Annotated in this window: 22 protein-coding genes; 9 read left to right on the top strand and 13 right to left on the bottom strand. The window is 62.8% G+C overall.

Annotated elements, in window-relative coordinates:
- Positions 1-86 precede the first annotated feature (86 nt).
- Genes WDS16_RS26725 through WDS16_RS26715 form a run of 3 tightly spaced genes read right to left on the bottom strand, consistent with a single transcriptional unit; the run spans position 87 to position 3636 of the window.
- The gene (locus tag WDS16_RS26725; protein WP_338889125.1) at positions 87-1373 is read right to left on the bottom strand and encodes a CoA transferase; all 1287 of its coding nucleotides are present in this window, start codon (positions 1371-1373) and stop codon (positions 87-89) included.
- On the bottom strand, positions 1370-2476 hold the full coding sequence (locus WDS16_RS26720) for an acyl-CoA dehydrogenase family protein (protein WP_338889123.1): 1107 nt from the start codon (positions 2474-2476) through the stop codon (positions 1370-1372). Before WDS16_RS26720 ends, WDS16_RS26725 begins: the two co-directional genes overlap by 4 nt.
- The gene (locus WDS16_RS26715; RefSeq protein ID WP_338889122.1) at positions 2473-3636 is read right to left on the bottom strand and encodes an acyl-CoA dehydrogenase family protein; all 1164 of its coding nucleotides are present in this window, start codon (positions 3634-3636) and stop codon (positions 2473-2475) included. The genes WDS16_RS26720 and WDS16_RS26715 overlap by 4 nt, the downstream gene beginning before the upstream one ends.
- A gap of 180 nt (positions 3637-3816) precedes the next feature.
- Here WDS16_RS26715 and WDS16_RS26710 point away from each other — a divergent pair, with 180 nt between their 5' ends.
- The 3 genes from WDS16_RS26710 to WDS16_RS26700 all read left to right on the top strand — a co-directional run bounded on the left by WDS16_RS26710 (position 3817) and on the right by WDS16_RS26700 (position 5923).
- Positions 3817-4725: an alpha/beta hydrolase gene (locus tag WDS16_RS26710; RefSeq protein WP_338893622.1), complete on the top strand. Its 909-nt coding sequence runs from the start codon at positions 3817-3819 to the stop codon at positions 4723-4725.
- A 62-nt stretch (positions 4726-4787) separates the two neighbouring features.
- Positions 4788-5780: a MarR family transcriptional regulator gene (locus WDS16_RS26705; protein WP_338889121.1), complete on the top strand. Its 993-nt coding sequence runs from the start codon at positions 4788-4790 to the stop codon at positions 5778-5780.
- Between the two features lie 20 nt (positions 5781-5800).
- Positions 5801-5923 carry a hypothetical protein gene (locus WDS16_RS26700; protein ID WP_338889120.1) on the top strand — a complete coding sequence of 41 codons (123 nt, stop codon included), beginning with the start codon at positions 5801-5803 and terminating at the stop codon, positions 5921-5923.
- 66 nt (positions 5924-5989) lie between these two features.
- Here WDS16_RS26700 and WDS16_RS26695 read toward each other — a convergent pair whose 3' ends face one another.
- Positions 5990-6802 (bottom strand): mycofactocin-coupled SDR family oxidoreductase, encoded by an 813-nt coding sequence (locus WDS16_RS26695; protein WP_338889119.1) that lies wholly within the window; start codon positions 6800-6802, stop codon positions 5990-5992.
- 217 nt (positions 6803-7019) lie between these two features.
- Here WDS16_RS26695 and WDS16_RS26690 point away from each other — a divergent pair, with 217 nt between their 5' ends.
- The 6 genes from WDS16_RS26690 (at position 7020) to WDS16_RS26665 (ending at position 11767) form a co-directional block, all read left to right on the top strand.
- Positions 7020-8243, top strand: a complete 1224-nt coding sequence (locus tag WDS16_RS26690) for a flavin reductase (protein WP_338889117.1) — start codon at positions 7020-7022, stop codon at positions 8241-8243.
- Entirely contained in the window at positions 8240-8977 is a 738-nt protein-coding gene (locus tag WDS16_RS26685; RefSeq protein WP_338889116.1) for an SDR family oxidoreductase, read from the top strand. The genes WDS16_RS26690 and WDS16_RS26685 overlap by 4 nt, the downstream gene beginning before the upstream one ends.
- Positions 8974-9111: a hypothetical protein gene (locus WDS16_RS26680; protein WP_338889115.1), complete on the top strand. Its 138-nt coding sequence runs from the start codon at positions 8974-8976 to the stop codon at positions 9109-9111. The genes WDS16_RS26685 and WDS16_RS26680 overlap by 4 nt, the downstream gene beginning before the upstream one ends.
- A gap of 87 nt (positions 9112-9198) precedes the next feature.
- Entirely contained in the window at positions 9199-9720 is a 522-nt protein-coding gene (locus tag WDS16_RS26675) for an SRPBCC domain-containing protein (protein ID WP_338889114.1), read from the top strand.
- The gene (locus WDS16_RS26670; protein ID WP_338889113.1) at positions 9717-10826 is read left to right on the top strand and encodes an alkene reductase; all 1110 of its coding nucleotides are present in this window, start codon (positions 9717-9719) and stop codon (positions 10824-10826) included. The genes WDS16_RS26675 and WDS16_RS26670 overlap by 4 nt, the downstream gene beginning before the upstream one ends.
- A gap of 44 nt (positions 10827-10870) precedes the next feature.
- Positions 10871-11767, top strand: a complete 897-nt coding sequence (locus WDS16_RS26665) for an LLM class F420-dependent oxidoreductase (protein WP_338893621.1) — start codon at positions 10871-10873, stop codon at positions 11765-11767.
- Here the strand turns inward: WDS16_RS26665 and WDS16_RS26660 are convergent.
- The 9 genes from WDS16_RS26660 to WDS16_RS26620 all read right to left on the bottom strand — a co-directional run bounded on the left by WDS16_RS26660 (position 11760) and on the right by WDS16_RS26620 (position 22672).
- The gene (locus tag WDS16_RS26660; protein WP_338889112.1) at positions 11760-12551 is read right to left on the bottom strand and encodes an IclR family transcriptional regulator; all 792 of its coding nucleotides are present in this window, start codon (positions 12549-12551) and stop codon (positions 11760-11762) included. The two genes, WDS16_RS26665 and WDS16_RS26660, sit on opposite strands and share 8 nt — an antisense overlap.
- Before the next feature lie 39 nt (positions 12552-12590).
- The gene (locus tag WDS16_RS26655) at positions 12591-13871 is read right to left on the bottom strand and encodes an LLM class flavin-dependent oxidoreductase (RefSeq protein ID WP_338893620.1); all 1281 of its coding nucleotides are present in this window, start codon (positions 13869-13871) and stop codon (positions 12591-12593) included.
- Between the two features lie 82 nt (positions 13872-13953).
- Positions 13954-14994, bottom strand: coding sequence for a ferredoxin--NADP reductase (locus WDS16_RS26650; protein WP_338889111.1), 1041 nt, complete (start codon positions 14992-14994; stop codon positions 13954-13956).
- A gap of 24 nt (positions 14995-15018) precedes the next feature.
- The gene (locus tag WDS16_RS26645; RefSeq protein ID WP_338889110.1) at positions 15019-16917 is read right to left on the bottom strand and encodes an NAD(P)/FAD-dependent oxidoreductase; all 1899 of its coding nucleotides are present in this window, start codon (positions 16915-16917) and stop codon (positions 15019-15021) included.
- Positions 16918-17004: 87 nt separating this feature from the next.
- Positions 17005-18600: a class I adenylate-forming enzyme family protein gene (locus WDS16_RS26640; RefSeq protein WP_338889108.1), complete on the bottom strand. Its 1596-nt coding sequence runs from the start codon at positions 18598-18600 to the stop codon at positions 17005-17007.
- Positions 18590-19402, bottom strand: a complete 813-nt coding sequence (locus WDS16_RS26635) for an enoyl-CoA hydratase (protein ID WP_338889106.1) — start codon at positions 19400-19402, stop codon at positions 18590-18592. The genes WDS16_RS26640 and WDS16_RS26635 overlap by 11 nt, the downstream gene beginning before the upstream one ends.
- Entirely contained in the window at positions 19399-20484 is a 1086-nt protein-coding gene (locus WDS16_RS26630; RefSeq protein WP_338889104.1) for an acyl-CoA dehydrogenase family protein, read from the bottom strand. The genes WDS16_RS26635 and WDS16_RS26630 overlap by 4 nt, the downstream gene beginning before the upstream one ends.
- A gap of 11 nt (positions 20485-20495) precedes the next feature.
- Entirely contained in the window at positions 20496-21653 is a 1158-nt protein-coding gene (locus WDS16_RS26625) for an acyl-CoA dehydrogenase family protein (RefSeq protein ID WP_338889103.1), read from the bottom strand.
- A complete protein-coding gene (locus WDS16_RS26620; RefSeq protein ID WP_338889102.1) occupies positions 21650-22672 on the bottom strand; it encodes a Rieske 2Fe-2S domain-containing protein in 1023 nt (340 codons plus the stop codon). The genes WDS16_RS26625 and WDS16_RS26620 overlap by 4 nt, the downstream gene beginning before the upstream one ends.
- Positions 22673-22909: the final 237 nt, after the last annotated feature.

Genomic DNA, 22909 nt, shown 5'->3' with positions numbered 1-22909 from the left:
TCCAGTGGATCGTGAACGACAATCGCTGTCGAGGATCTGGCTCTCGACAATGGATACAGTATTGTCACTCGCGCCCTCGTGACCAATCAGCCGATCGCACCGGATTGCTCGAAACCGGTGACGTCGGCCTCGGTGTATCCCATCGCGGCCAACGTCTCGATCGTGTTGGCCCCGCGCGGGACCGCATTCACCGGAACCGTCGTCGACGATCGACTCAACGCGATCGGAACGCCGATGCCCCGATAGTCGTCGGTCTCGACCAGCAGTTTTCGGTGAGCGACCTGAGGTGATCGCAGTGCCTGATCGACCGTGTACACCGGGCTGGCAGGTACCCCGACCGCGTCCAATGCCACCGCCAGCTCATCCCTCGATCTCGTCGCGATGATCCCGGACAACAGCGAGATCAACTCCTCACGATGCGCACTGCGTCCGCGGTTGGTGGAGAAGCGCTCGTCGGTGCCGAGTTCGGCAACTCCGAGCACCGCGGCCATCGACCGGAACTGACGATCGTTGGCCGCACTGACAAAGAGCTCACCGTCCTGAGTTTCGAACACCTGATACGGCACCACCGACGGGTGCAGATCGCCCGTTCGTTGCGGGACGGAACCGTCGACGATCCAGTTGGCCGAATGCGGGTGCAGCATGGAGACGACAGCATCGAGCAAAGCGATATCCACGAGCTGACCCAAACCGGACCTGAAGCGTTCTACGACGGCGAGAAGGATGCCGCTGAACGCCATGTTGGCCGCCATGAGATCGACGATCGGAACACCGACCCGGAGCGGGCTTCGATCCTGATATCCGTTGACGCTCATCAGGCCGCCGAATGATTGCAGCACCGCGTCGTATCCAGGGGCACCGCCCATCGGACCGTCGACTCCGAATCCCGTGATCCGGCAATACACCAGTCTCGGGTTCTCCGGCGCGAGGACGCTCTCGTAGTCGAATCCCCACCGCGCCATGGTGCCTGCCTTGAAGTTCTCCACGACGACGTCGGCGCCGCGCAGCAGATGGCCGAGAATCTCCTGCCCCTCGTCGGTTCGTAGATCGAGCGAGATGTTCCTCTTGTTCCGATTCAGACCGCGGTAATAGGCGCTGGTTCCCTCATCGTCGAACGGCGGACCCCAGCCTCGCGTCTCGTCGCCGTCAGGACCTTCGACTTTGAGCACGTCAGCCCCGTGATCGGAGAGCATCTGGGCCGTGTAGGGCCCGGCCAACACCCGGCTGAGGTCGAGAACCCGGATGCCTGCAAGAACACCGCCGAACGTTCCTGAAACACCGGACGCAACGGACGGCCAGGCCGCACGTCCGTCGATGCGCTTCGATACCTGTGTGTGCTGCTGCTCGGGACGTACCGAATCCACGTGTGTCATGGTCGCGCTCCGATGGTTGCGTCTGAGCTGGTTGCGTCTGAGCTGGTTGCGTCTGAGCTGGCTACGTCTGAGCCGCCGGTTATGAGATCCCACAGATCCGGACCGTCGTCGAGAATCTGCGAGGCGAGAACTCGAGCCCAGTCATCGGCGGAGCCCCATCGGTTTCGCCAGCTCTGCAGCGACCCGGTGTATCGGCCGAGTGGATGCTCTCGGGTGAATCCGATGGCGCCGTGCAGGTGATGCCCTGCTGCGGCAACGTCTGCCGCTGCGCCCGACACGACCACCTTGGCCGAGGCGAGCGCCACCGCGGCACGCGTGCTATCCGTCGCCAATGCCTCGGCTGCCTCGTCGACTGCCCGCTCCATCTGAGCCACCGTGCTCGCAAGCTGAGCCAGACGTTGCTGAACCGCCTGAAACTTCGCCAGCGGGCGGCCGAACTGAGTGCGATCCGAGGTGTGTCGGATGGTGGCGTCGACCACCGCACGGGCCGAGCCGGCCATCGCGGCCGAGTACAGCGCTGCGCCGCGACTGCGCACCTGCGAGGCCGACACCGTCGTCGGAGCGTGACTGCGGGCAACGACGCCGGTCATGACCACGTCGCACAGAGGCGCGCCGAGGATATCCGTCCCCGGGTGCACTACCAGCCCGTCTGCTGCGAGGTCGACAACGGCAACGGAGTGCCCGTCGAACACAGCCAGCCACTGCGCAATCGAGGCCCACGGAACCGCAGAAATCCGACCGCTCAGTAGAACTGTGCCCGAGGATTCCTCGGCGACGATCCCCGAAGAATCCTCACCGATCGTTCCTGTGCCCGTTGGCTTGGCGAGGCCGGTGGTGCTGACCACCCAGCACGCCAGACCGTGTTCGATGATCGGTAGGCAGACGCCGCTCGCTGCAATAGTGGCGGCAACATCGACCGCGTCGGTCACATCGCCACCGCTACCGCCGGACTCCTCGGCGATTCCCAGATCCGCAAACCCCGATTCCGTCAGGTTCGTCCACGACTGCGCGTCCCAGTGCGCAATCGGAGCCCCGATCGTCGGTTCGGACCCGGCGAGAATCTGTTTCACCGCGTCCCGAATATCGTCTCGATGGCTTGTCATCGCAGTCCCATTCCGCGGCCGATGATCGACCGCAATATCTCGTTGGTGCCGCCTCGCAACGTGAAGGCGGGCGTGTGCAGGACTCCCTGGGCGAGCAGTTCTGCAAACCGGCCCCCGCCGAATCTCGGTTCGACGCCGCTCGCCCGACGGACCTGCTCGACGAGCTCACCCTCGAACGTGGATCCGAGATCCTTGACCATGGCGGCCAGGACATCGGGGTGGCCGCCTGCCGATAGCTCGCGCGCGACCTGCTGGGACATCTGTCGGAGCGTCGAGGCTCTGGCGGTCAGTAGTCCCACGGTTCGCTGCTGCTCCTCGGACGATCCATCGCGTCGAAGCTCCTCGACCCAGGCGCGAAGCAGCGGCATCGTGGACAGGTACCGCTCAGGACCCGAACGCTCGAATGCGAGTTCACTCATGACCTGGGTCCACCCCTGTCCACGCTCCCCCAGCAGCGCCGATTGGGGGAGGTGAGCGTCATGGAACACGACCTCGTTGAAATGGGCTTCGCCGTCGATGCTGTGAATCGGCCGAATCTCGACACTCGGATGCGGCAGATCCACTACGAACTGCGACAGTCCCTTCTGACGATCACCGATTTCTCCGTCCGTTCGCGCGAGCACCACCATCGCGTGCGCCAGGTGTGCCCCGGTGGTCCACAGTTTCGTGCCGTTCAGACGCCAGGAATCCCCATCGACGACGGCTCGGGTGCGAACAGCGGCCAAGTCCGAACCCGCCTCGGGTTCACTCATACCGATAGCGAAGAAGGTCTCTCCACGCGCAATTCCTGGAAGGTACTTCTGCCGCTGGTCCTCGGTACCGAAATTGAGCAAACTCGGTGCCATCTGCCGGTCTGCGATCCAGTGCGCGGCGACCGGCGCGCCGTGCGCCAATACCTCCTCGGCGATGACCACGCGTTCGAGTTGACTGCCGCCGTGCCCGCCATACTGTTCGGGAATCGTGACTCCGAGCCAACCGCGGCTACCGAGGCGCGCGCTGAACTCCGGGTCGAAGCCCGACATCCAGCTGTCGCAGGCGGGAACGAAGGTTCCCGCATCGATCTCGGCTCGGAGAAACGTACGCACATCGGCGCGGACGCTGTCGAGTCGCTCGGAGTCGATCGAGAAGGGAGTGTGCGCATCGAGGGCTGGTGCCGACATGAAGTTCCTTCCGAAGTCAGTTTCGCACAATGCTGAACCAAATTGGATACTATTTCATCATACGTTCCTGTGGGTCCACTCGAACGACATTGCCTGTACTGGAGGCCGCACGTGACACCACAGCCGAGCTCTGCCTTGGACTATCGACACGATCCTGACGTTCAGACGCTCATCGACCTCATGGTCGAGCACAAAGCGCCCGCGATGCACCTGATGGGTGTGGAATCCGTGCGAGAGATGATCGAATCGATGCAGCGGCCTCCGGGCCCGGACATGGCGTCGGTGAACGAGGTCGAGATCGCCGGACCTCACGGGCCGATTCCGGTACGCATCTATCGGCCACACGGCGCGCCGACGGCGGATGCAGCTGCCTTGGTGTGGTTTCACGGCGGCGGGATGATCATGGGATCGCTGGACTCGTTCGATCGACTCGCCCGCGAAGTCGCCCACTCGTCCGAGGCAGTGGTGATCAACGTCGACTACCGATTGGCACCCGAGTTTCGATACCCGGTTGCCAACGACGAGGCATACGCGGCAACGCAGTGGGCAATCCTCAATGCGGAGCAGTGGGGACTTTCGCCGCATCGGATCGGGGTCGGTGGAGACAGTGCGGGCGGCGGACTGGCAGCGGCCACTGCGCTGCGTGCACGGAACGAGGGTGGACCGGCACTCGTGCAACAGGTGCTGGTATATCCGGGCCTCGAGCGCCGCAGCGATCGCCCATCGATGCGAGCGTTCGGCGACAGCCCACTGCTTCGAGCCGAGGACATCGACTGGATGAAGTCCCTGTATCTGGGCGACGATCCCGCGGCCGACGACCAATACGGCACCCCGGCATCCGCAGTCGACCTGTCCGCCCTACCTCCTGCCATCGTCGTCTCGGCGCACGCGGATCCGTTGCGCGACGGAGTCGAGGAGTACGGCAGACGCCTACAGGAGGCCGGGAACCCGACGGCCATCATGCGGTATCCAGGTGTCGCACACGGCTTCTTCATGCAGACGGCGACAGTGGCACGGGCACGAACAGCGATGGCTGAGGTGTGCGGACTCGCACGGGCGAGGTTTGCCGCCGCCGCCGGGAATGGGTGATCGAACCACTTCTCGATTCCGTCGCGCGAGACCCACGCCGGCAAGTGGGTATCGTCCGATCGGTGAGCGATCAGATTTCCCGACCCGACCTCGAGGTCGTCCGACCGATACTGACGTTCGTCGACCTCATTGCGTTTTCCGGGAACTCCGACGCCACCCGGCGCCGCTTTCGCGCAGCGACCGGCATTTCCCTGTCTCGGATGGGTATCGATACGATCGACGCGTTGACCGACGGCGCCCATTCCGTCGGCGCGCTGGCCACCGTGCTCGATGTCGACCTGACCCAGGTCAGTCGCCAGATCGCCGCGCTGCGTGCGGCCGGTCTGGTCCAAAAAACACGGTCGGTCGACGATCGACGTTCGGTGGATATCGCCCTGACAGAGTACGGACTCGACGCCCTCCGATCCTGGAACGCCTCGTATCAGGAGCAGATGAGGCAGCCTCTGGACACGTGGCAGGTCGAGGAGGTGGAGACTTTCGAGGAGTTCCTCACCACCACGGTCGAACGACTGGAGCCATTCCTCGTTCGGCAGGGTTCGTCCGAGCCGCTGCTTCGAGACCGAGCGACCCGCATCGCGGTTCGCACGTCGCCTACTCGCACCGCGGTGGACCGGTGCCTCGATGCGATCGTCGCGCTGGTCGATCTGGTCGGCCGAGCTCATTTCGATTCGGCACTTCGCTCGGCCGGAGTGCCGTTGACCGAGTTGGAATACCTGGTGCTCAACGATATTCACGCACTGGCTCCGACCACCGTCGGACAGGTCACCGAAAGGCTCGACCGCGCGCAATCGGCAGTGTCACGAGCGGTGCTCACACTCGAAACCGACCATCTCATTCGCCGCACGCCCGATCGTGATCGACGCGTGCGGTCGCTGACGAGCACCGAGAAAGGCGCAAAGACCATCGAGCACATCCGGTCGTCCCGACTGACCGACCTGGTGGCCGTATACGCCGATGTCCCCACTCCGACATTTTCTCGCTACGCCGAACTGACCGACACGTACCTACGGGAACTGCTGGTCGATGCGGACACTGCTGCGCGGCGGTACCTGTGACCGGCAACCACGTTCCACGCATGACGAACTCGCTGCACCGCTGGTTGGATCCGGCAGGACGCCTATCGCAGGTGATCGTGGTCGTGGCGATCGTGGTCGAGATCGTGCCTTGCCGAACGTCGACGCCGAGGGGAACTCACTGACCGGGACGCCCACTCCACCGTCACAGCGACGGTGGGGTGAGGCCGCTGGACGTCCTCGAAACGCCGCTAACGGTTCAGGGTCCCCATGTCCACCCTGAGCGCAGACCCGGTGACCATGCGCGAATCATCGCTTGCAAGATACGCGATCGTCGCCGAGACATCCTCCGGCGGCATAAGGGTGTGCGGTAGCGAGGGCATATATGTCGGCCCGAGCAGCGGGTGGGCACCGATGAGTTCCATGAATTCCGGGACATCGGTCATCGGGGTGGTGACACCGGCAGGGTGCACGGTGTTGACTCGAATACTGTATTGCGCCAGCTCATTCGCCAGACCGCGGGCGATACCGACAACGCCGTGCTTGGCCGCGGTATAGGGCGTCGTCAGCGGTTGGCCCTTGAGTCCGGCGACGGAGCTGATCAGAATGACAGAACCGCCTTCACCCTGCCGGATGAGGTGCGGCACTGTCGCTTTGCACGTATTGAACACCCCGGTGAGATTGACATCGATAACGTCCTGCCACATCTGCGACGTTATATCGACGAACTCGCCCCAGTTCAAGATGCCGGCGTTCGCGATCACCACATCGAGTCGTCCGAGTTCGGCCACCGCGTCGTCCGCGAGCGATTGGAGTCCATCGAGATCTCTGACGTCTACGATTCGATCGAGAACACGAGTGCCCATTCCCAGGGCCGCCACTTCTCGAACGGTCTCCTGCAGGTCCTCCGGCTCGGCGGCACGGATTCCGCTCGCGTTCACCGGTCCACAGATATCGGACAAGACAAGGTCTGCACCCTCACTCGCCAACCGAAGAGCGTGTGCTCGACCTTGACCACGAGCCGCGCCGGTGATGAATGCGACCTTCCCTGACAGTCGGTCCATATGAATCTCTCCCTGTGTCGATCCGAAGCCCGACGCTAGGCCACCTGCAACCTCATTTCGGCCAATAGTCCACGTGGTGGAACGCCAGCTCCGTCCACTTCCTTCGAAGTGGACTGCCCGACGTGGATCGACGAAAGGGACGTACTCTGATAGACACAAGCAAATGCTTGGTCCGATAGACCGGGATCAGTGTCACGGCAACGAAAGGTCGCTCGACATGGCAAGGACCGATACCGACGGCCGGACACCCGAGGTCGATTCGACGCACTTCCGAGAAACCCTCGGGCGGTTCCCGACGGGTGTCGTGATCGTGACGGCCATCGACGGAGACGAACCCCTCGGAATGGTGGTCGGCTCGTTCACCTCGGTGTCGCTCGATCCGCCGCTTGTCGCCTACCTGCCGGCTCGCACGTCGACTAGCTACACGCGGCTCGCGCAACGAAAGCACTTCTGCGTCAACGTGTTGTCCGTCGAGCAGGAAGGACTGTGTCGGCAGTTCTCGATGCGCGGGGTCGACAAGTACGCGGGGGTCGACTGGAGTCCGGCACCGTCCGGGTCGCCGATCCTGGCCGGTGCGGTGGCGTGGATCGATTGCGAGGTGGACGACGTGGTGTCCGCAGGCGATCACGACATCGTGATCGGCCGCGTCGGTGCACTCGGTGCCGGGGCCGAAGCGACCCCGATGCTGTTTCTCCGTGGCGGATACGGTGGGTTCGATGCACGCTCACTCGTAGCCGGATACTCCACCGACCTCCGAAAGCAGCTACAAGTCGCCGATCTTGCGCGCGCCCCGATGGAACAGCTTGCAGCCGAACTGAACTTGGCCTGCTACGCACAGGCGGTTGTCGACGGAGACCTCGTTGTCGTCGCGGGCGCGGGTGCAGGTGGGACGTCGGTGCGCACCCACATCGGGCACCGAATGCCGTTCACACCGCCCTACGGCGCACTGTTCTGCGACGAGGACGACATCGATGCCGCGGCCCGACGCTGGAGCAGATATGCCCGCAAGCCAGCGTCCGACGACGAGCGCCGAACGTACGTCGACATGCTCGCGACCGTACGGACACGGGGTTGGTCGATCGGTCTGAAGGCCCCACACCACGACCGGGTTTGGGACCAAGTGACCCAGTACTCGCGAGTCGCGCCGACACCGGATCTGGACCGAAAGATCGGGGCAGTGGTCGACGAGCTGACGCCGTACTACGAACCCAATGAGGTCGATGCCGAGAACAACGTGAGAATTCTCGCGGCTCCCGTCGTAGACGACGCCGGACGAACAGTGTTGGTACTGGCGCTGTTCGGCATGCCGAACGGAGTGTCTCCGGACCAGGTGGAGAGCTGGGCGCGGACCCTCGTCTCCGTCGCAGACGAGGTCAGCCGACGCCTCGCCGCTTCGTCGATCTCGACCGAACTGGCACCGATGACAGGAGCACAGAAGTGACGCAGAACGTCTTCGACCTGTCCGGAAAAGTTGTGCTGGTCACCGGCGCGTCCGGTGGCCTCGGCCGTGCTCACGCACGGATGCTCGCAGACTCCGGTGCCGTCCTGGTGCTCACCGACCTCGTCGAATCTGCCGTGCGCGTCGTGGCCGAGGAGTTGGGGTCCGAGCACACCGCGCACGCCCATGATGTGACCGACCCGGACGCCTGGCGGCATGTCGTCGAGCACGCGGTCGCGGTGCACGGCCGAATAGACGGCCTCGTCAACAATGCCGGGATTTGCCGACCCACGCCATTTCTCGACGCCGACCCAACGGCATTCGAGGCCCACATGAGTGTCAACTTCTACGGACCCATGCACGGCATGCAGGCTGTGGTCCCGCACATGCCCTCGGGGGGCTCCGTGGTGAACATTGCCTCCGTCGCCGGCCTCACCGGGTGGCCGAGTTCCGCGGCCTACTCGGCGTCCAAATTCGCCGTACGCGGCATGAGCCGTTCCGCAGCACGAGATCTCGCGCCGCACGGCGTGAGGGTGAACGGCGTGTGCCCCGGTGCCGTCGACACCGACATGCTGTCGCAGGAATCACGCGAGGGCCGCGGCATCGTGGCCAGCCTGCCGATACCACGCGCCGCACGACCCGAGGAGATCAGCGCCGTCGTGGCTTTTCTCATCAGCGACGCCAGCAGCTACAGCACCGGTCAGGATTTCGTGATCGACGGTGGAATGAGGGCATGATCCCAATCGACCTCGGCAGCAGGACTCCCTCCTTGCCCCACCGACTCGAAATATGGCGTGCGATGGCATTGATGCCCGCTTTGGACGTTCCGTGGAGCGGAACTCTCGCTTCTGCATTCGGCGCAGTCGACTAGCGTCGGCTGCACCGAGCGATCGACACCGGTACCGCCTGCCTACCGAGGCCCAGTCGGTCGTCACGGTCGCCTGCCTACGGAGGTTCGATGTCTGAATTATCCATCCCCGCATACGATATTGCCACTCTGGTTCGATCCATCACGGTCGACATCGATGCTCCTGCTTCGGTCGTATGGAACGTCCTGGTCGACCTACCGAACTACCACACATGGAACCCGTTTTGTATTGCCGCAGAGTCGACCCTGAAACTCGGTGCGCCCGTCGAGATGACGCTGAAGAACTACGCAGGCACCGACGGAACGTTTACCAACACCGAGTACGTCTGCGCCTTCGTCCCCGAGCGCCTGCTGTCCTGGGAACTACTTGCTACAGCGGATACACCGAACGCTGCCCGCCGTGACCAGATCATCGAACGTGTCGCCGAGAGCCGTTGCCGTTACTACTCGACGGATGCCTTCCTCGGCGAAATCTCCCACGAGATTATGGCCGAGAACGGAAGCTGGGTCAAGCGCGCATTCGATGACACTGCTGTTGCCTTGAAAAGCCGGAGCGAAGCCATCTTCGCCGAGTATCGACGGGGATCCATACCGAAGGAAGTGTCTCGATGACCAGCTTGTTCGACAGTCACAGGATCGGCGAAACAGTGTTGTCGAATCGGGTCGTGATGGCACCGATGACTCGCGCCAGGCGGGCCGACTGCATCGCCGGAGTCGATACCGCCGAGTACTACCGGCAGCGCGCGACAGCCGGCCTGATGGTCACCGAAGGCACCCCGATCTCGCCCGAGGCGCAAGGGTACGCGTCCGTCCCTGGAATCTGGTCTGCCGAGCAGGTCGCCGGTTGGCGAGGAGTGACCGAGGCCGTACACGGTGCAGGCGGGCGGATCTTCGCTCAACTGTGGCACGTCGGCCGGATGTCGCACACCTCCCTCCAGCCCGACCGCCGGCCGCCGGTCAGCGCGAGCTGTGCCCCGGCGCGGGGACCTCAGGGAAAGACGTTCGCATTCACCGAGGACGGCACCATCGGATTCGTCGATGTCACCCCGCCACGTGCCCTCTCGACCGAGGAAGTCGACCGAGTCACCCTCGACTTCGTCAGGGCGGCAGGCAATGCCGTCGACGCTGGGTTCGACGGCGTCGAACTTCACGGAGCGAACGGATACCTGTTCGAGCAATTCCTCAACCCTGCAACCAACACCAGAACCGATCGTTACGGCGGTTCCATCGAGAGCCGCGCACGGTTTCTGCTGCAGACACTGGACGCCCTGATCGACGCGATCGGATCCGATCGCGTCGGCGTCAGGCTCTCTCCGTACAGCCAACTGTTCGACATGCCGCCGTACGGCGAGGCCACCGAGACGTACCTGTACTTGGCAACAGAATTCGCAGGGCGAAAGCTTGCGTACGTTCACCTCAACGACAACTTTCCCGACGGCGACCGCGCGGTGTCAGAACAGTTTCTTCGCAACTTTCGCGCGCGCTGCCCGATCACCTTGATCCTCGCAGGCGGACTGACCGAAGGATCGGCCCAGCAGTTGATCGACGACGGACTGATCGACCTCGCTGCGTTCGGCCAACCGTTCATCGCCAATCCTGACCTCGTTCACCGCCTCCGAGCCGGCTGGCCCCTCGCCACGGCAGACCAGAGCACCATGTACGGAGGCGGCGCGGCCGGATACACCGACTATCCGACATTCGAATGTGCGGCGACGTGAGCCCCGATCGTCGCCACCCGATCGATGCCGCGCGTCCGGCCTCGATGCGTCTGGGGATTGTCACTCCAGTGCTGATCCAGCACCCCAGGATGCGCTCCGACTGGGAGAGCGCCGCCGAGATCGAGGATGTCGCGCAAATAGCGCGGACCGCCGACGAACTCGGCTATCACCACATCACCTGCAGCGAGCACATTGCCGTACCGGCCGATGCAGCCGCGGTGCGCGGTGGCACCTACTGGGACCCCCTCGCTACGTTCGGCTACCTGTCCGCGATGACGACGCACATTCGGCTCGCGACACACGTGCTCGTGCTCGGCTACCATCATCCACTCGAGATCGCGAAGCGGTACGGAACTCTGGACAGAATCAGTGGCGGGCGACTGATTCTCGGCGTCGGAGTCGGAACTCTCGAAGAAGAATTCGACCTGATCGGCGCGCCGTTCCAGGACCGAGGACCGCGGGCCGACGATGCGCTCACGTCGTTGCGATCCTCGCTGTCCACATCGGAACCCGAATACCATGGGCGATATTACGATTTCGAGAACCTGGTGGTCGAGCCGCACGCTCTTCAGGATCACGTGCCGATCTGGGTCGGTGGCAGCACGAGCCTCTCACTTCGCAGAGCCGTCGAGCACGGCGACGGCTGGGTTCCTTTCGGAATCAGCGCATCCCGACTCGAGGCCATGCTTGCCGGTATCGAGATGCCGGCCGGGTTCGAGGTGGTGCTCTCGCACCCTGAACCGGTCGACCCGCTCGGAGCGCCGGGAGCGGTGCTCTCATCTCTCGATGGCCTACGCCGAACCGGTGCCACGATCGCGAATGTCACGATCCGGGCAACCGATAGGAATCACTATTGTGATCAGCTCTGCGAACTCCGACGCCTGAGCGAGCGGGAGGGCATCACGTTCTCCCCCGCCCTTGCGTCCGCTCCGATCAATTGATCACCCGTCGGCGCAGTGCCGGAACGCCGGACGCGGCTCGATAGATGTCGACAGCGGCGGTGCGCACGATCGCGACGACCGAGTCGGTATCGAGTGACCGGGTCGGACCACAGACCGACAGGGCAATCTTTCCTCGATCGACATCGATCGGCGCAGCGACGGCGGTGACTCCGAGAGCACAACCCTGTACATCCACTGCGATTCCCCCTCTGTCGCGAACCTTGTTCAGTTCACGCTCCAGATGGGCACGCGTCCGCACGCTGTAACACGTGGGTACCACCGAGAAATCCAGTGGAGGCCAATCCTCGAAAGCGGTCGCCGCCAACAGAGCTCGACCTCCGGCCGCCTGTTCGACGGGTTGCCTGGCACCGACGTTCCACCCCGGGTGAGCCCGCGGCCACAGCCCGACTCGTTCGAGGTGCAGAACCTCGGATCCGGCAAGAATACTCAGATGCACGGTATGACCGGTACGACGCGCAATGTCGATCATGACCGGCAGCGCAGCCTGCACACTGCGTTGCCTGGTGACCTGCGATCCCAGCTCGAACATCCGGATTCCCAGGATGTAGTGAAAGCCGTGCCTCTCGACCCATCCGAGTTCGACGAGTCGCTGCAGCACTCGATGCGTGGACGAGCGAGGCAGGTGCGACCGTTCGGCGATCTCCGCGAGTCGCAAAGGACCCTGTCCCACAAAGGCTTCGAGAAGCATAGCGACACGATCGATGAGTGCCGACGAGGTCGAAGCGGTCGCGGGCACGTCGTTGTCGAGCTGTTGAGTTGCCAAGACTGCCTCCGTTACACAGAGATTCGATGAAACGGACGGTCACTCGGCCAAATGCTCGCGTAACGTGCTGCCGCTGTATGCCTTACGCAGCAATCCGCGATCCTGCAGCCGCGGAACCACCATGTCGACGAACTCCTCCAGCCCGACAGGCAGATCGGCCGGGAGCACGATGAACCCGTCCGCGGCGCCTGCCTCGAACCAACGCTGCATCTCGTCGGCGATGGTGTCGGGTGTACCGACCAGCGGTCGATGTCCGATGCTCATTCCGACGCGCTGAGCCAGCTGACGGACGGTCAGACCCTCGTCAAGCGCCATCTTGATGAAAAGCTCTGGCCGCGATACCGAGGCGTGTGCGGGTAATGCGCCGCGAAGATCAGGGAACGGCTCATCGAGGTCGTAGCCGGACAGGTCGAGCCCGCCGAACGACTGCTTCAGAAAGCCGAGCGTCGACTCCTCGCTGATGAAAGATCCAATCTCCCGGGCCAACTCGCGTGCTTCGCTCTCGGTCTTACCCACGATCGGGGTGATACCGGGCAACACTTTCACTGCGTCGGGTGCACGGCCAGCAGCGACTGCGAGTGCGCGCATGGATTCAGCGAATTCGGTGGCCGCCGCCAGGTGGTGCTGCGTAGTGAACACCATGTCGGCAACACGTGCGCCCAGCTTCATGCCGGTCGGCGAGGATCCTGCCTGCGCGAGTGGCAGCTGCCCCTGTGGCGACCGCGGAAGCGTCATCGGCCCCTTGACCTGGAAGTGTTCGCCTGCATAATCGATGGCCTTGATCTTGTCCAGATCCGCCCACACGCCCGTCGCGCGATCTCCGACGATGGCATCGGTTGCCCACGCGTCCCACAACGCACGGACGACGTCCACGAATTCTTCCCCGCGCTCGTACCGAGCTTCGTGGTCCGGCAACCCGTCCGAACCGTAGTTCGCTGCCGCGGTGGCAATGGCCGTGGTGACCACGTTCCATCCGGCCCGGCCATCACTCATCTGGTCCAATGTCGCAAACTGGCGCGCGACGGTGTACGGATCGTTGTACGTGGTCGAACTGGTACCGATCAGCCCGATTTTCGAGGTGACCGCAGCCAAGGCGGCGAGGACGACGATCGGATCCGGCCGGTCGGTCGCATCTTTGGCGATTGTCGGTGCCAGATTGAGCTGGTCTGCGATGAAGAACGCATCGAAACACCCGTCTTCCGCCAGGCGCACCAGCCGGGTCCAGTGGGCGAGCGAGTGCATCGACTCAGGTTGTGTACGGGGTGAGCGCCACACGGACTGCGACACCCCTACCCCTTGAGCAAAGACGGCGAGATGCATTGATCGTGACATGTTTTCGAACCTTTCGTTGGGGAGTTCGCCTCCCCGCGCGACCACTTCGGAGTCGAACGAAACTCTGCTGTCAGAACTCGATTTCGATCGGCCCCGACACCGGGCGAGATTGACATCCGAGCACGTAGCCATCGGCGATGTCTTCTGCCGATAGGATGTCCGACTTTTCCATCACCACACTGCCAGACACGACAGTGCATGCACAGGAACCACATTCGCCCGATCGACACGAGTACGGGACTTCCACACCCCGACTCAACAGAACGTCGACCAATGTGCCGTTGACGGGCCAATCGAATCGGTGCGTATCACCGTCCAGCCGAACTTCCGTGTCGATCGTCTCCGCACTGTCGTCGACTGTGAGGATCGGCGCGGTGAACGGGTCACCGGAGATACTGCTGAACACCTCCATGTGCTGACGCTCGGCAGGCACACCTGCCCCACGAAGTCCGCTGGCAACGGTGCTCATGAACGGTGCCGGGCCACAAAACAACGCCTCGGCACGGGCGTGTCGGACGGCCACCTGCTCGATGATCTCGGAGGAAGGGAAACCCTCGGCGTCGTCGAACCAGTAGCGCACTGTCAACCGGTCGCGAAACTTGTCGAGGTAACCGTCGAGTTCACTGCGAAATATGACGGCATCGCGAGACCGATTGGCGTAGAACAACGCTACCTGGCAGTCGGACCGAAACAGTGCAGTCTTGAGAATCGACATCACCGGAGTTATTCCGCTACCGGCCGCGAACAACAGCAAATCATTGGTGTAGCGACCAGGCGTGAAGCGTCCCGACGGTGGGAGCACGGTGACGGTGTCGCCGGGAAGGATGTTGTCGCACAGCCAGTTCGATCCGTAGCCGGCGACGGTGCGTTTGACCGTCACCTTGAGGTCATCGTCGATGTCCGGGGCGCTGGAGAGCGAGTAGGACCGTGCGACATGACCGGTTCTCTCACTTGGTATCCGAAGAGTCAGAAACTGCCCCGGTAGGTAGGTGAACTGCTCCCGATGTTCGAGCGGCGTGCGAAACACGATCGACCGCGCATCCGACGTCTCGTCGATGACATCGATGACGGTCAGATCATGTCCGTGACTGCCGGAGTTCGAGGTATTCATTCCAGCTCCTGCGCTTTCCGGTAGCTATTTCGCGTCGGTGAAGTCGAAATCCGAGGACTTCAACTGCGCGCACATCGAGAAGAATTGTTCTCCGGTCCAGGGGACGTTGACCTGAAGGCGTCCCCACTCGTTGAGGTAGTAGTTTTTCGACGTAGCACTGTTCTGGGAGAGGTAGATGAGGTTGCCGGCCTCCTTGTGCAGGAGAGCGTTGTACGTCTCGAAGGCCTCACGGCGAACCGCCATCGACGAGTATCCACCCTCGACCAATTCTACGATCGCCTCGGCGATGTACTTGGACCAGATCTCGAGCCAGCCCGGAAATCCCGAACCGCTGGCAACCGGCTGCGAATTGGGACCGTACAGCATGAACAGGTTCGGGAAGTCGGGCACCGTCATCCCCAGGTGCGCCTGGGCTCCGTCGGTGCTCCACGCCTCCTCCAGGCTCACCCCACGAGCGCCGTAGTACTCGGTCGGCCACAGGTACTTCTCGGTCTCGAATCCCACCGCCGCCACGATCAGATCGGCCTGACGAAGCACACCGTCTGCGGTTTGCACGCCGTCGGTCGTGATCCGTTCGATGGGGGTGGTGACCAGTTCGACGTTCTCTCGCAGCAGCGAGGCGTACCAATTGTTGTCGACCACCGGACGACGAGTCATGGGGGGATAGTCCGGAATCAGCTCGTCGAGCAGGTCCTTCCTACCGTCGACCTGCATCTCGACATATTTCACCAACGCGTCCCGCAACCCGTCGTTGCGTTCGTTCACTCCACCACCGGATTGAATCCAGCTCTCGTCGGGAACCAACAGATCTCGCAGATCGATCGTGCTCAGACCTGCGACGTACTTGTTCCAATTCCAGTAGAACGGCATGTTCTGCAGCAGCCACTGCAATTCTTCGGGCACCGGATCGCCGTAGCGAGGACGGGGGGTGATCCATTGCGGAGTGCGCTGGTGCACCACGACCGACTCGGCAGTTGCAGCGATCTGCGACAAGAGCTGCACGCCCGTCGACCCGTTTCCGATGATGGCAACTCGCTTGCCCTCGTAGTCGATCGCGCTGTCCCACTGTGTGGTGTGCACGATCTTACCGGCGAAATCGGCCGCACCCTCGACCGGCAGCTCGCGCGGAGTCGAGAACAGCCCACTCGCGGTGATGACGACGTTGGCCTCGAAGTCGATGACCTCGGACGCCCTCTGCACCGTCAGTTTCCACTTCTTCGCATCGTCGTCGTACCTTGCCGATGTCACAGCCGCACCGAATTCGACGTGCTCGTGGACACCGTACTTGTGCGACACATGGTCGAGGTATCCCTGCACTTCGGATTGACGCGCGAAATACTCGGTCCAGGGGAACCTTTTCTCGAATCCGAACTCGTAGCTCGAACTCAAGGTGTCCACTCGTGCATCGGGATAGGTGTTGGCACTCCAGACCCCACCGACCTCCGCGCGCCGTTCGAAGATCTTGAAGGGAATCCCCAGTTGCTCGAGCTGCACTCCCATGGCGATTCCGGCGAAGCCTGCTCCCACGATGGCGACTACGAATCCATTCGGAACCTCCGCTCCAGCAGTCCATCGCGCCCGATATGGCATCTCCGCGAATGCGGGAAGGTGCACTCGCATGATCATCTCTTCAGGCTGCAGTTCCCGCGCCTCGGCCATCATGGCCAGCTCAGCGACTTCGGCTTCGGTGGGCGTCGGGAGCGCGCCACTGTCGAACCCGGAGTTCAAGAACTCCACTGCTTTCCGACGAACGAGATCCTCACCCTCGGGCGTGAACGCCACGGTGTCGGACGCAGCTCCCCGAGCGCGGACGGCCTTGACTGCGGCGATGTCAGGATCACGCGTGGCTTGAAACAGCGCCATCCGCAGAGCATTCACATCGGCACATGCGACTGCTCGCTCGATAAAACTAAGATCGGGCATCGTTCATCCTCTTCTGGTATTGCGAGCACACGACATGGAACTTTTGCCGAAAGTAATGTTCGACTCGAAGTCACACTGCAACCGAACTCAGACGACAGCCGCGGGTCGAGGCTTCTCGGCAGCACTGCTGCCGGCCAACGACGCGCGTAGATTCTGCTTCCGTATCTTCATCGTCGGCGTTCTGGGCATCTCGGATACGAACTCGATCTGCTCGGGGTATTTGGCGGGCGAGATTCCGGACTCGTGGCAATGCTCACGAAGGTCGGAGAGTTCGAGTGGCAACGCATCAGGGTGTAGTTGAACGACGGCGCAGATCCGTTCTCCGCGAACATCATCGGCCAATCCGATCACCGCGACGTCGGCGATAGCGGGGTGTTGCGACAAGACCACCTCTATCTCGATCGGACTGATCGACTCGCCCTTGCGGATGATGAGGTCTTTTTCGCGACCGACGAGAACGAGGTGCCCATCCACTTGCAACCGACCGAGGTCACCGGTGAACAACCAGCCGTCCTCGTCGAAGGGTCTGACGATGTCACCGTCGTCCAAATAGTGCTTGAACAGCATCGATCCGCGCAGCCACACCCGTCCTGCGACTCCGACGGGTAACACCTCGTCGTCCTCGGACCGTATCTGCACCTCGCAACCGAGCACCGGACGCCCTGATGTCGTCGCCAGTAGCTCGGTGGCGTCGGCCGGTCTGGCCGCAGTGATCATCGGGCACTCCGTCATTCCGTACGCGTGCAGAACCGGAATTCCCATCTCGTGCAGCACGTCTCGGAACAGTGACTCGGGCATCGGCGCTCCGCCCCCGGCCAGCGCACGCAGTGTCGGGATCAGAGCCGTACCGGGCTGCTTTCGCTGCTCGGCCAGCAGGAGTGAGTAGTGAGGAGTCGACCCACCGGTCACGGTGACGCTGTTGCCGCGCATCAGTTCCACCGCAGCAACCGGTTCAAAGACCTCCATGATCACCAGCGCCATCCCGGTCACCAGACCCGCGACCATCATGTCGGGGCCGCCGATATGGGCATAGGGAAACAGAATCGTCGAGACGTCCTCGGCTGTAGCACCGAGTGCATCCGCCAATCCCAGACCACCTGCCATCAGCGTGCCATCGCTGTGACACACACCTTTCGGAGCGGATGTGGTGCCCGAGGTCGTGTAGATCCAGCGCGCGGCATCCCCGTCCGTCGGCGGCGCGGGCAAGGTCGCGGGGTCGCCGTCGGGCAGACCATCGGTGATGACCATGAGCTCGAGCGGACCCCGAGCATTCTCGCGAACCTCCTCCGCCATCGCGCGGTGGTCGAATCCCCGAAAGCGCTCGAGCGTGATCAACCACTCCGACGCGCACTGATCGACCATGGCCCCGACCTCGCGGCCGCGGTAGATCGGGATGATGGGGTTCTGTACGGCACCCAATCGTGCGAGTGCCATGCTGAGAACGACCGTGTCGATCCGCGTCGGAAGTTGCCAGCTCACTGTCGACCCCGCCGAGATTCCCTGCGCCAGTAGCCCAGCAGCAACTCGTTCGACGGCGTCGACAACGGAACCAAACGTCTCACGCCGACCGTGCTCGTCGATGAGCATCGTACGCTCGCGCGAGGTTCGGGCACGGTCGCTCAGAAGATCCCACAGTGTTCCTGTGGTTACGGTCCCTGTGCCTACGGCCGAATCAATTGTCATGGTCGCCCTTCGTGCCGTTCGACGACTTCAGCGGTTGCGCCGTCAGGAGCGGATACCCGGTGGTGAGCAACGCGTTGGCGTGCCCCAACCAGTGCATGTCGAAAGCCGACTGCAGCGCCGTCTGTTGGCCCATGATGTCGAGAGCCTGATTGACCGCGCGCTTGGACTGGGCCAACGCCCAGGAGTCCATCGCCGAGATCTCCCGCGCCAAGTCCATTGCCTGTGAATCGAGTTCGCTCAGCGGCACCACCCGGTTGACCATCCCGGCCTGCAGGGCCTCGTCCGCCGAGAAGCTGCGGCCGGTGAAGAGCATCTCCTTCGCCCGACGATGGCCGAGTTCCCATGTGTGCGCGTGATATTCGACGCCACTGATGCCGAATTGGGCCACCGGATCACTGAAGTATGTGTTGTCGGCTGCCACGATCAGATCGCACGGCCAGATCACGTTGAGTGCCCCAGCGATGCATGCACCTTTGACGGCAGCAATGGAGGGTTTGGGGATATCGCGCCACCTCCTGGAGTATCCGAGGTAGTGCTCGGCCTCCCAGGCGTACGCACTTTCCAGAATGCTTTTGCCGGGCCTGCGATAGCCCGAGGCCTCGGACTTCAGATCATGGCCGGCCGAGAAGTTGTCGCCGTTTGCGCGCAAGACGATCACTTTGACCGCATCGTCGGCTGCTGCCTCCCGCCATCGAGCGTCCAAGTCCTGCAACATCGACTCGTCCTGGGCATTGTGCTTTTCCGGTCGATTCAGGCTGATGATCGCCACTGCATCGTTGACCGTGTAGTCGACTGTGCTCACAATCCGGCCCCCGCGTAGATGTGCTCGACTGCGGACGTGACCAGCGCGTCGTTGGTAGCGTCCGTTCCGAAGTCGTACTGCCAGCGTTTGGCCGCATTGGTGAACAGGTGAACGTTGGATTCGACCATGTATCCCATGCCTGCATGCACCTCGTGGGCCGAGTGGACCATCTCCCGTGCCGTCTCGGCTGCCTGCTTGCACATCAGGGCCAGGTGGGGTTGTGACGGAGCCCTGTTGTCGATGGCGTTTGCGGCTGCTCGCACGTAGGCCGAGGTCAGATGTACGTTGATCGTCATGTCAGTGCACAGATACTGCACGGCTTGGAATCGCCCGATCGGTCCACCGAACTGATTGCGCTCCTGCGCATACCGAACCGTGATGTCGAGCAGCCGCTTACCTGCCCCGTGGACCTGCGCCGCCCTGAGCACCGCAGCACGTTGCGTGGCGACCTCGAGTGCCGCATCGGCCGACGCGCCTCGCGCCAGAATCGAATCCGCTGTCACCGGGGCATCTTCGAAGGTCACCGCGAAGAGCGGATATCGCCCGATGTTGGGCATCGCCGCTACCGTTGAGCCCGATCCTGCGTCGACGATCGCCACGACCGTCTCCGAGCCCTCGACTGCTTCGACCAAGAACGAGTCGGCGTTCTCGGCGTACGCGACGGCCAGCGCCGTTCCGCGGAGAATTCCATTCTCGAGGTTGAGCTGCGATCCCCAGTCTTCACGGCCCAGGACCGGAATGACCGACGCGGCACCCGAACCGATGCTCTCGGCCAGCTTCGTCGACGCATCCGTGGCGAGCACCATCGCCACGTCACGGGCAATGGTGAGGTCGAGGAGCGGAGTGTCGACAAGCGCGTACCCCATCTCCACGAAGATGCCTGCGATGGAACCGAGTGCGGCACACTCGGAGGACAATCCGGTCGCGTCTCCCAGCTGTAGCCAGTCGAGGTCTCGAAACTGTGCGAGCTGATCGGCGTACGACACGGAGTTGGCGCGATCGACCAGGGGCGAATATTTTGGGAAAACCGACTTTGCTACCTCGACGAGGACCGAATGGTCCTCACCCCAATTCAAATTCACAGTCCGATTCCTTATCTGGGCAGGCCGAGGCCTCGCGTTGCGAGCACCATCCGCTTGAGTTGGGCCGTTCCACCGGCATGATTGGCAAAGGACTGCCGGTACCAAGCCTCCGGCTTTCCGTTGAGGGGAGCGAATGCCGACTCGGCCGTCAACTGGCTCGTCGGCCCGAGAACCCGGTCGTAGACCTGCGCGAACAGCGGCTCGAACTCCTTCGCAACGACCTGCTGTACGGCTCCACCGTAGGGCTGACGTCGGCCGGCATCGTTGTTTCCGAGGATCTCGTAGGCGAGGAGGCGCTGCGATTGAATCATCGCGGCCAATCGCGCTATGTCTGCCCGCACGTGGGAATCATCGAGTGCCCCGGCTTGCGTTCGGCAGTGCGCGAGCAGGTCACGCAAGCGTGCCTCCTGCATGGCGTAGATCGGTTCGACGGTGCCCGAGGCGTAGAAGGCCTGCATGATGTACTGCCAGCCCTTGCCCTCGTCACCGATCAGCGCCTTCGCCGGCACCCGCACCTTGTCCAGATAGGTGCTGGATTGAACGCCACCGCCGTAGTTCCGCATCGGATGAAGAGTCACCCCAGCGCTTTTCAGGTCGACCACGAAGATGCTGACTGCGTCGCGTGTCGACTCCTCGGGCGACGTCCGAGCGGCAACGTACAGAACGTCGGACATCGGTCCCCACGATGTGTACGCCTTCTGGCCGGTGATGACCCAGTCCGCCCCGTCACGTACGGCCCTCGTCTGCAACGAACCGAGATCCGATCCTGCCTCGGGTTCGGTCAGACCCTCCGCCCACAGGGTGTGCATTCCCGAAATGGCAGGCAGCAGTTCTGCTTTCTGCTCCTCGGTTCCGCCGACCAGGATTGTTCCGGCGGCCAGGAAGATACCCACCGAATTGATCATCGGCGCATCCGCTGCTGCGAACTCCTCCAGCAGAATCTGATTGTCGATCGGCTCACGACCACCGCCGCCGTACTGGGTGGGCCACGTCAGGCCGATCCAGCCCTTGGCGGATACCTTCCGACTGAATTCGATTGCTTTTTCCCACTGCTCGGACGCATCGTCGAACTCGGGATTGAAAGCGTCTCGGCGCGGCAGTTCGGCAGCGAGAAACTCACGAATCTCGGTGCGCCACGCTTCCTTCTCTTTCGACAATGGCGTTCTCACTTCGACAACTCCGCTTTCTCCAGTGCATCGGTGCCGGCCTGCTGATCTTCCCAACTTCTACCCTTGTGGCCCTCTGGGTAGAAGCGTCGGGACCACTGTCGAACCTCCCGGAACCCCGCGGCCTCTGCAGTGGCCAAGCCCGGGGGTTCGGTGTAGCGCTGATGCTCCCAGATGGCAATGTCTGCCCGAACCTGCGAGATTGCACTACGCAGCCGCTTGGCCAGCATCGCGTCGTCATCGTCTTCGATACTCGCCCAGGCCGAGAACCGCAGAATCGACTTCTCGTCGTCGACCGGCGTCACAGCGGTCAGACTGCAGATTCCGCCGATGCCCCACGAATACGAATAGGCCAGTCCCAGGCCTAGAATGGAACCTAGGGTGCCGCCCTGCACTATCTCCGACGCGTCCCCACTGCGTCGTTTGAAGGTCAGCGCCAACTCGGTTCGATACGCATGGTCGTCGAACTCGGATTTGGTAACTGTAGGGATCTCGTCCGTCCGATGGACGTACTTGAAGTGCGCGAAGTCCACACCGTTCTCGATCACGTACTGCGGATGGATCCGAATTTCGGCCGTTTCGTAGGTGCCTCCCGGGATGAGCCCGTGATACCCGCCCTGCGGACCCGAGGCTTCGAAAAGCTCGAATACACTGGGGATCTCGTACTGAGGTGGGCCGCCCTCTTCGTCGTGCCAGATGTACATGACGCCGTCGCGCTCGGCGGCAGGCCAGGTGCCTACCTTGCGGATTCGGTTCGTCGCCTTCTGGTACGGGATACAGGTATTGCGACCCTCGGGGCTCCATCGCCAGTTATGGAACGGGCACTCGATGTCCTCACCCTGGACCGCTCCCCCGTAGGCCATGTTGGCACCGAGGTGTTCGCAGTAGGCGCTGAGGACGACCAGGCGGCCGGACGCGGCGCGATAAGCCACCAGATCCTGGCCGAAGTACCTCAGGGGTGTGACCGCGCCGACCTCGAGATCGGCCGACCAGCCAATTTGAAACCATCCAGTAGGTTTCATCGATAACGACATTGACGCCACTTCATCCTCCGATCGCAACAACCGCCTGACGCAGCTGCGCACAAATTAGCTGTCCGACAACAGCTCTGAGGCAACAGAGCATACTTTTGTCACCCAGCACCGAGTCGAGGGCGACCGCGTGACAGGGAGCCCAACGCCCCCAATGCCTGCATTCTCCCGTGACCTCTGTCACTGTAGCCACTGGCCACGCCTGCGTCAACGGGCGCTGCGGACATG

Source organism: Rhodococcus sovatensis, assembly GCF_037327425.1.
In the GTDB taxonomy this organism is placed as follows: Bacteria; Actinomycetota; Actinomycetes; order Mycobacteriales; family Mycobacteriaceae; genus Rhodococcoides; species Rhodococcoides sovatense.
Note: the sequence above shows the minus strand (reverse complement) of the source record. Positions and strands in the feature narration are given on the sequence as shown.

Coding starts and splice junctions, on each gene's coding strand:
- WDS16_RS26725 (WP_338889125.1), bottom strand. CDS start 1,373: ATGACACACGTGGATTCGGTACGTCCCGAGCAGCAGCACACACAGGTA.
- WDS16_RS26720 (WP_338889123.1), bottom strand. CDS start 2,476: ATGACAAGCCATCGAGACGATATTCGGGACGCGGTGAAACAGATTCTC.
- WDS16_RS26715 (WP_338889122.1), bottom strand. CDS start 3,636: ATGTCGGCACCAGCCCTCGATGCGCACACTCCCTTCTCGATCGACTCC.
- WDS16_RS26710 (WP_338893622.1), top strand. CDS start 3,817: ATGGTCGAGCACAAAGCGCCCGCGATGCACCTGATGGGTGTGGAATCC.
- WDS16_RS26700 (WP_338889120.1), top strand. CDS start 5,801: ATGACGAACTCGCTGCACCGCTGGTTGGATCCGGCAGGACGCCTATCG.
- WDS16_RS26695 (WP_338889119.1), bottom strand. CDS start 6,802: ATGGACCGACTGTCAGGGAAGGTCGCATTCATCACCGGCGCGGCTCGT.
- WDS16_RS26690 (WP_338889117.1), top strand. CDS start 7,020: ATGGCAAGGACCGATACCGACGGCCGGACACCCGAGGTCGATTCGACG.
- WDS16_RS26680 (WP_338889115.1), top strand. CDS start 8,974: ATGATCCCAATCGACCTCGGCAGCAGGACTCCCTCCTTGCCCCACCGA.
- WDS16_RS26675 (WP_338889114.1), top strand. CDS start 9,199: ATGTCTGAATTATCCATCCCCGCATACGATATTGCCACTCTGGTTCGA.
- WDS16_RS26670 (WP_338889113.1), top strand. CDS start 9,717: ATGACCAGCTTGTTCGACAGTCACAGGATCGGCGAAACAGTGTTGTCG.
- WDS16_RS26665 (WP_338893621.1), top strand. CDS start 10,871: ATGCGTCTGGGGATTGTCACTCCAGTGCTGATCCAGCACCCCAGGATG.
- WDS16_RS26655 (WP_338893620.1), bottom strand. CDS start 13,871: ATGCATCTCGCCGTCTTTGCTCAAGGGGTAGGGGTGTCGCAGTCCGTG.
- WDS16_RS26650 (WP_338889111.1), bottom strand. CDS start 14,994: ATGAATACCTCGAACTCCGGCAGTCACGGACATGATCTGACCGTCATC.
- WDS16_RS26645 (WP_338889110.1), bottom strand. CDS start 16,917: ATGCCCGATCTTAGTTTTATCGAGCGAGCAGTCGCATGTGCCGATGTG.
- WDS16_RS26640 (WP_338889108.1), bottom strand. CDS start 18,600: ATGACAATTGATTCGGCCGTAGGCACAGGGACCGTAACCACAGGAACA.
- WDS16_RS26620 (WP_338889102.1), bottom strand. CDS start 22,672: ATGAAACCTACTGGATGGTTTCAAATTGGCTGGTCGGCCGATCTCGAG.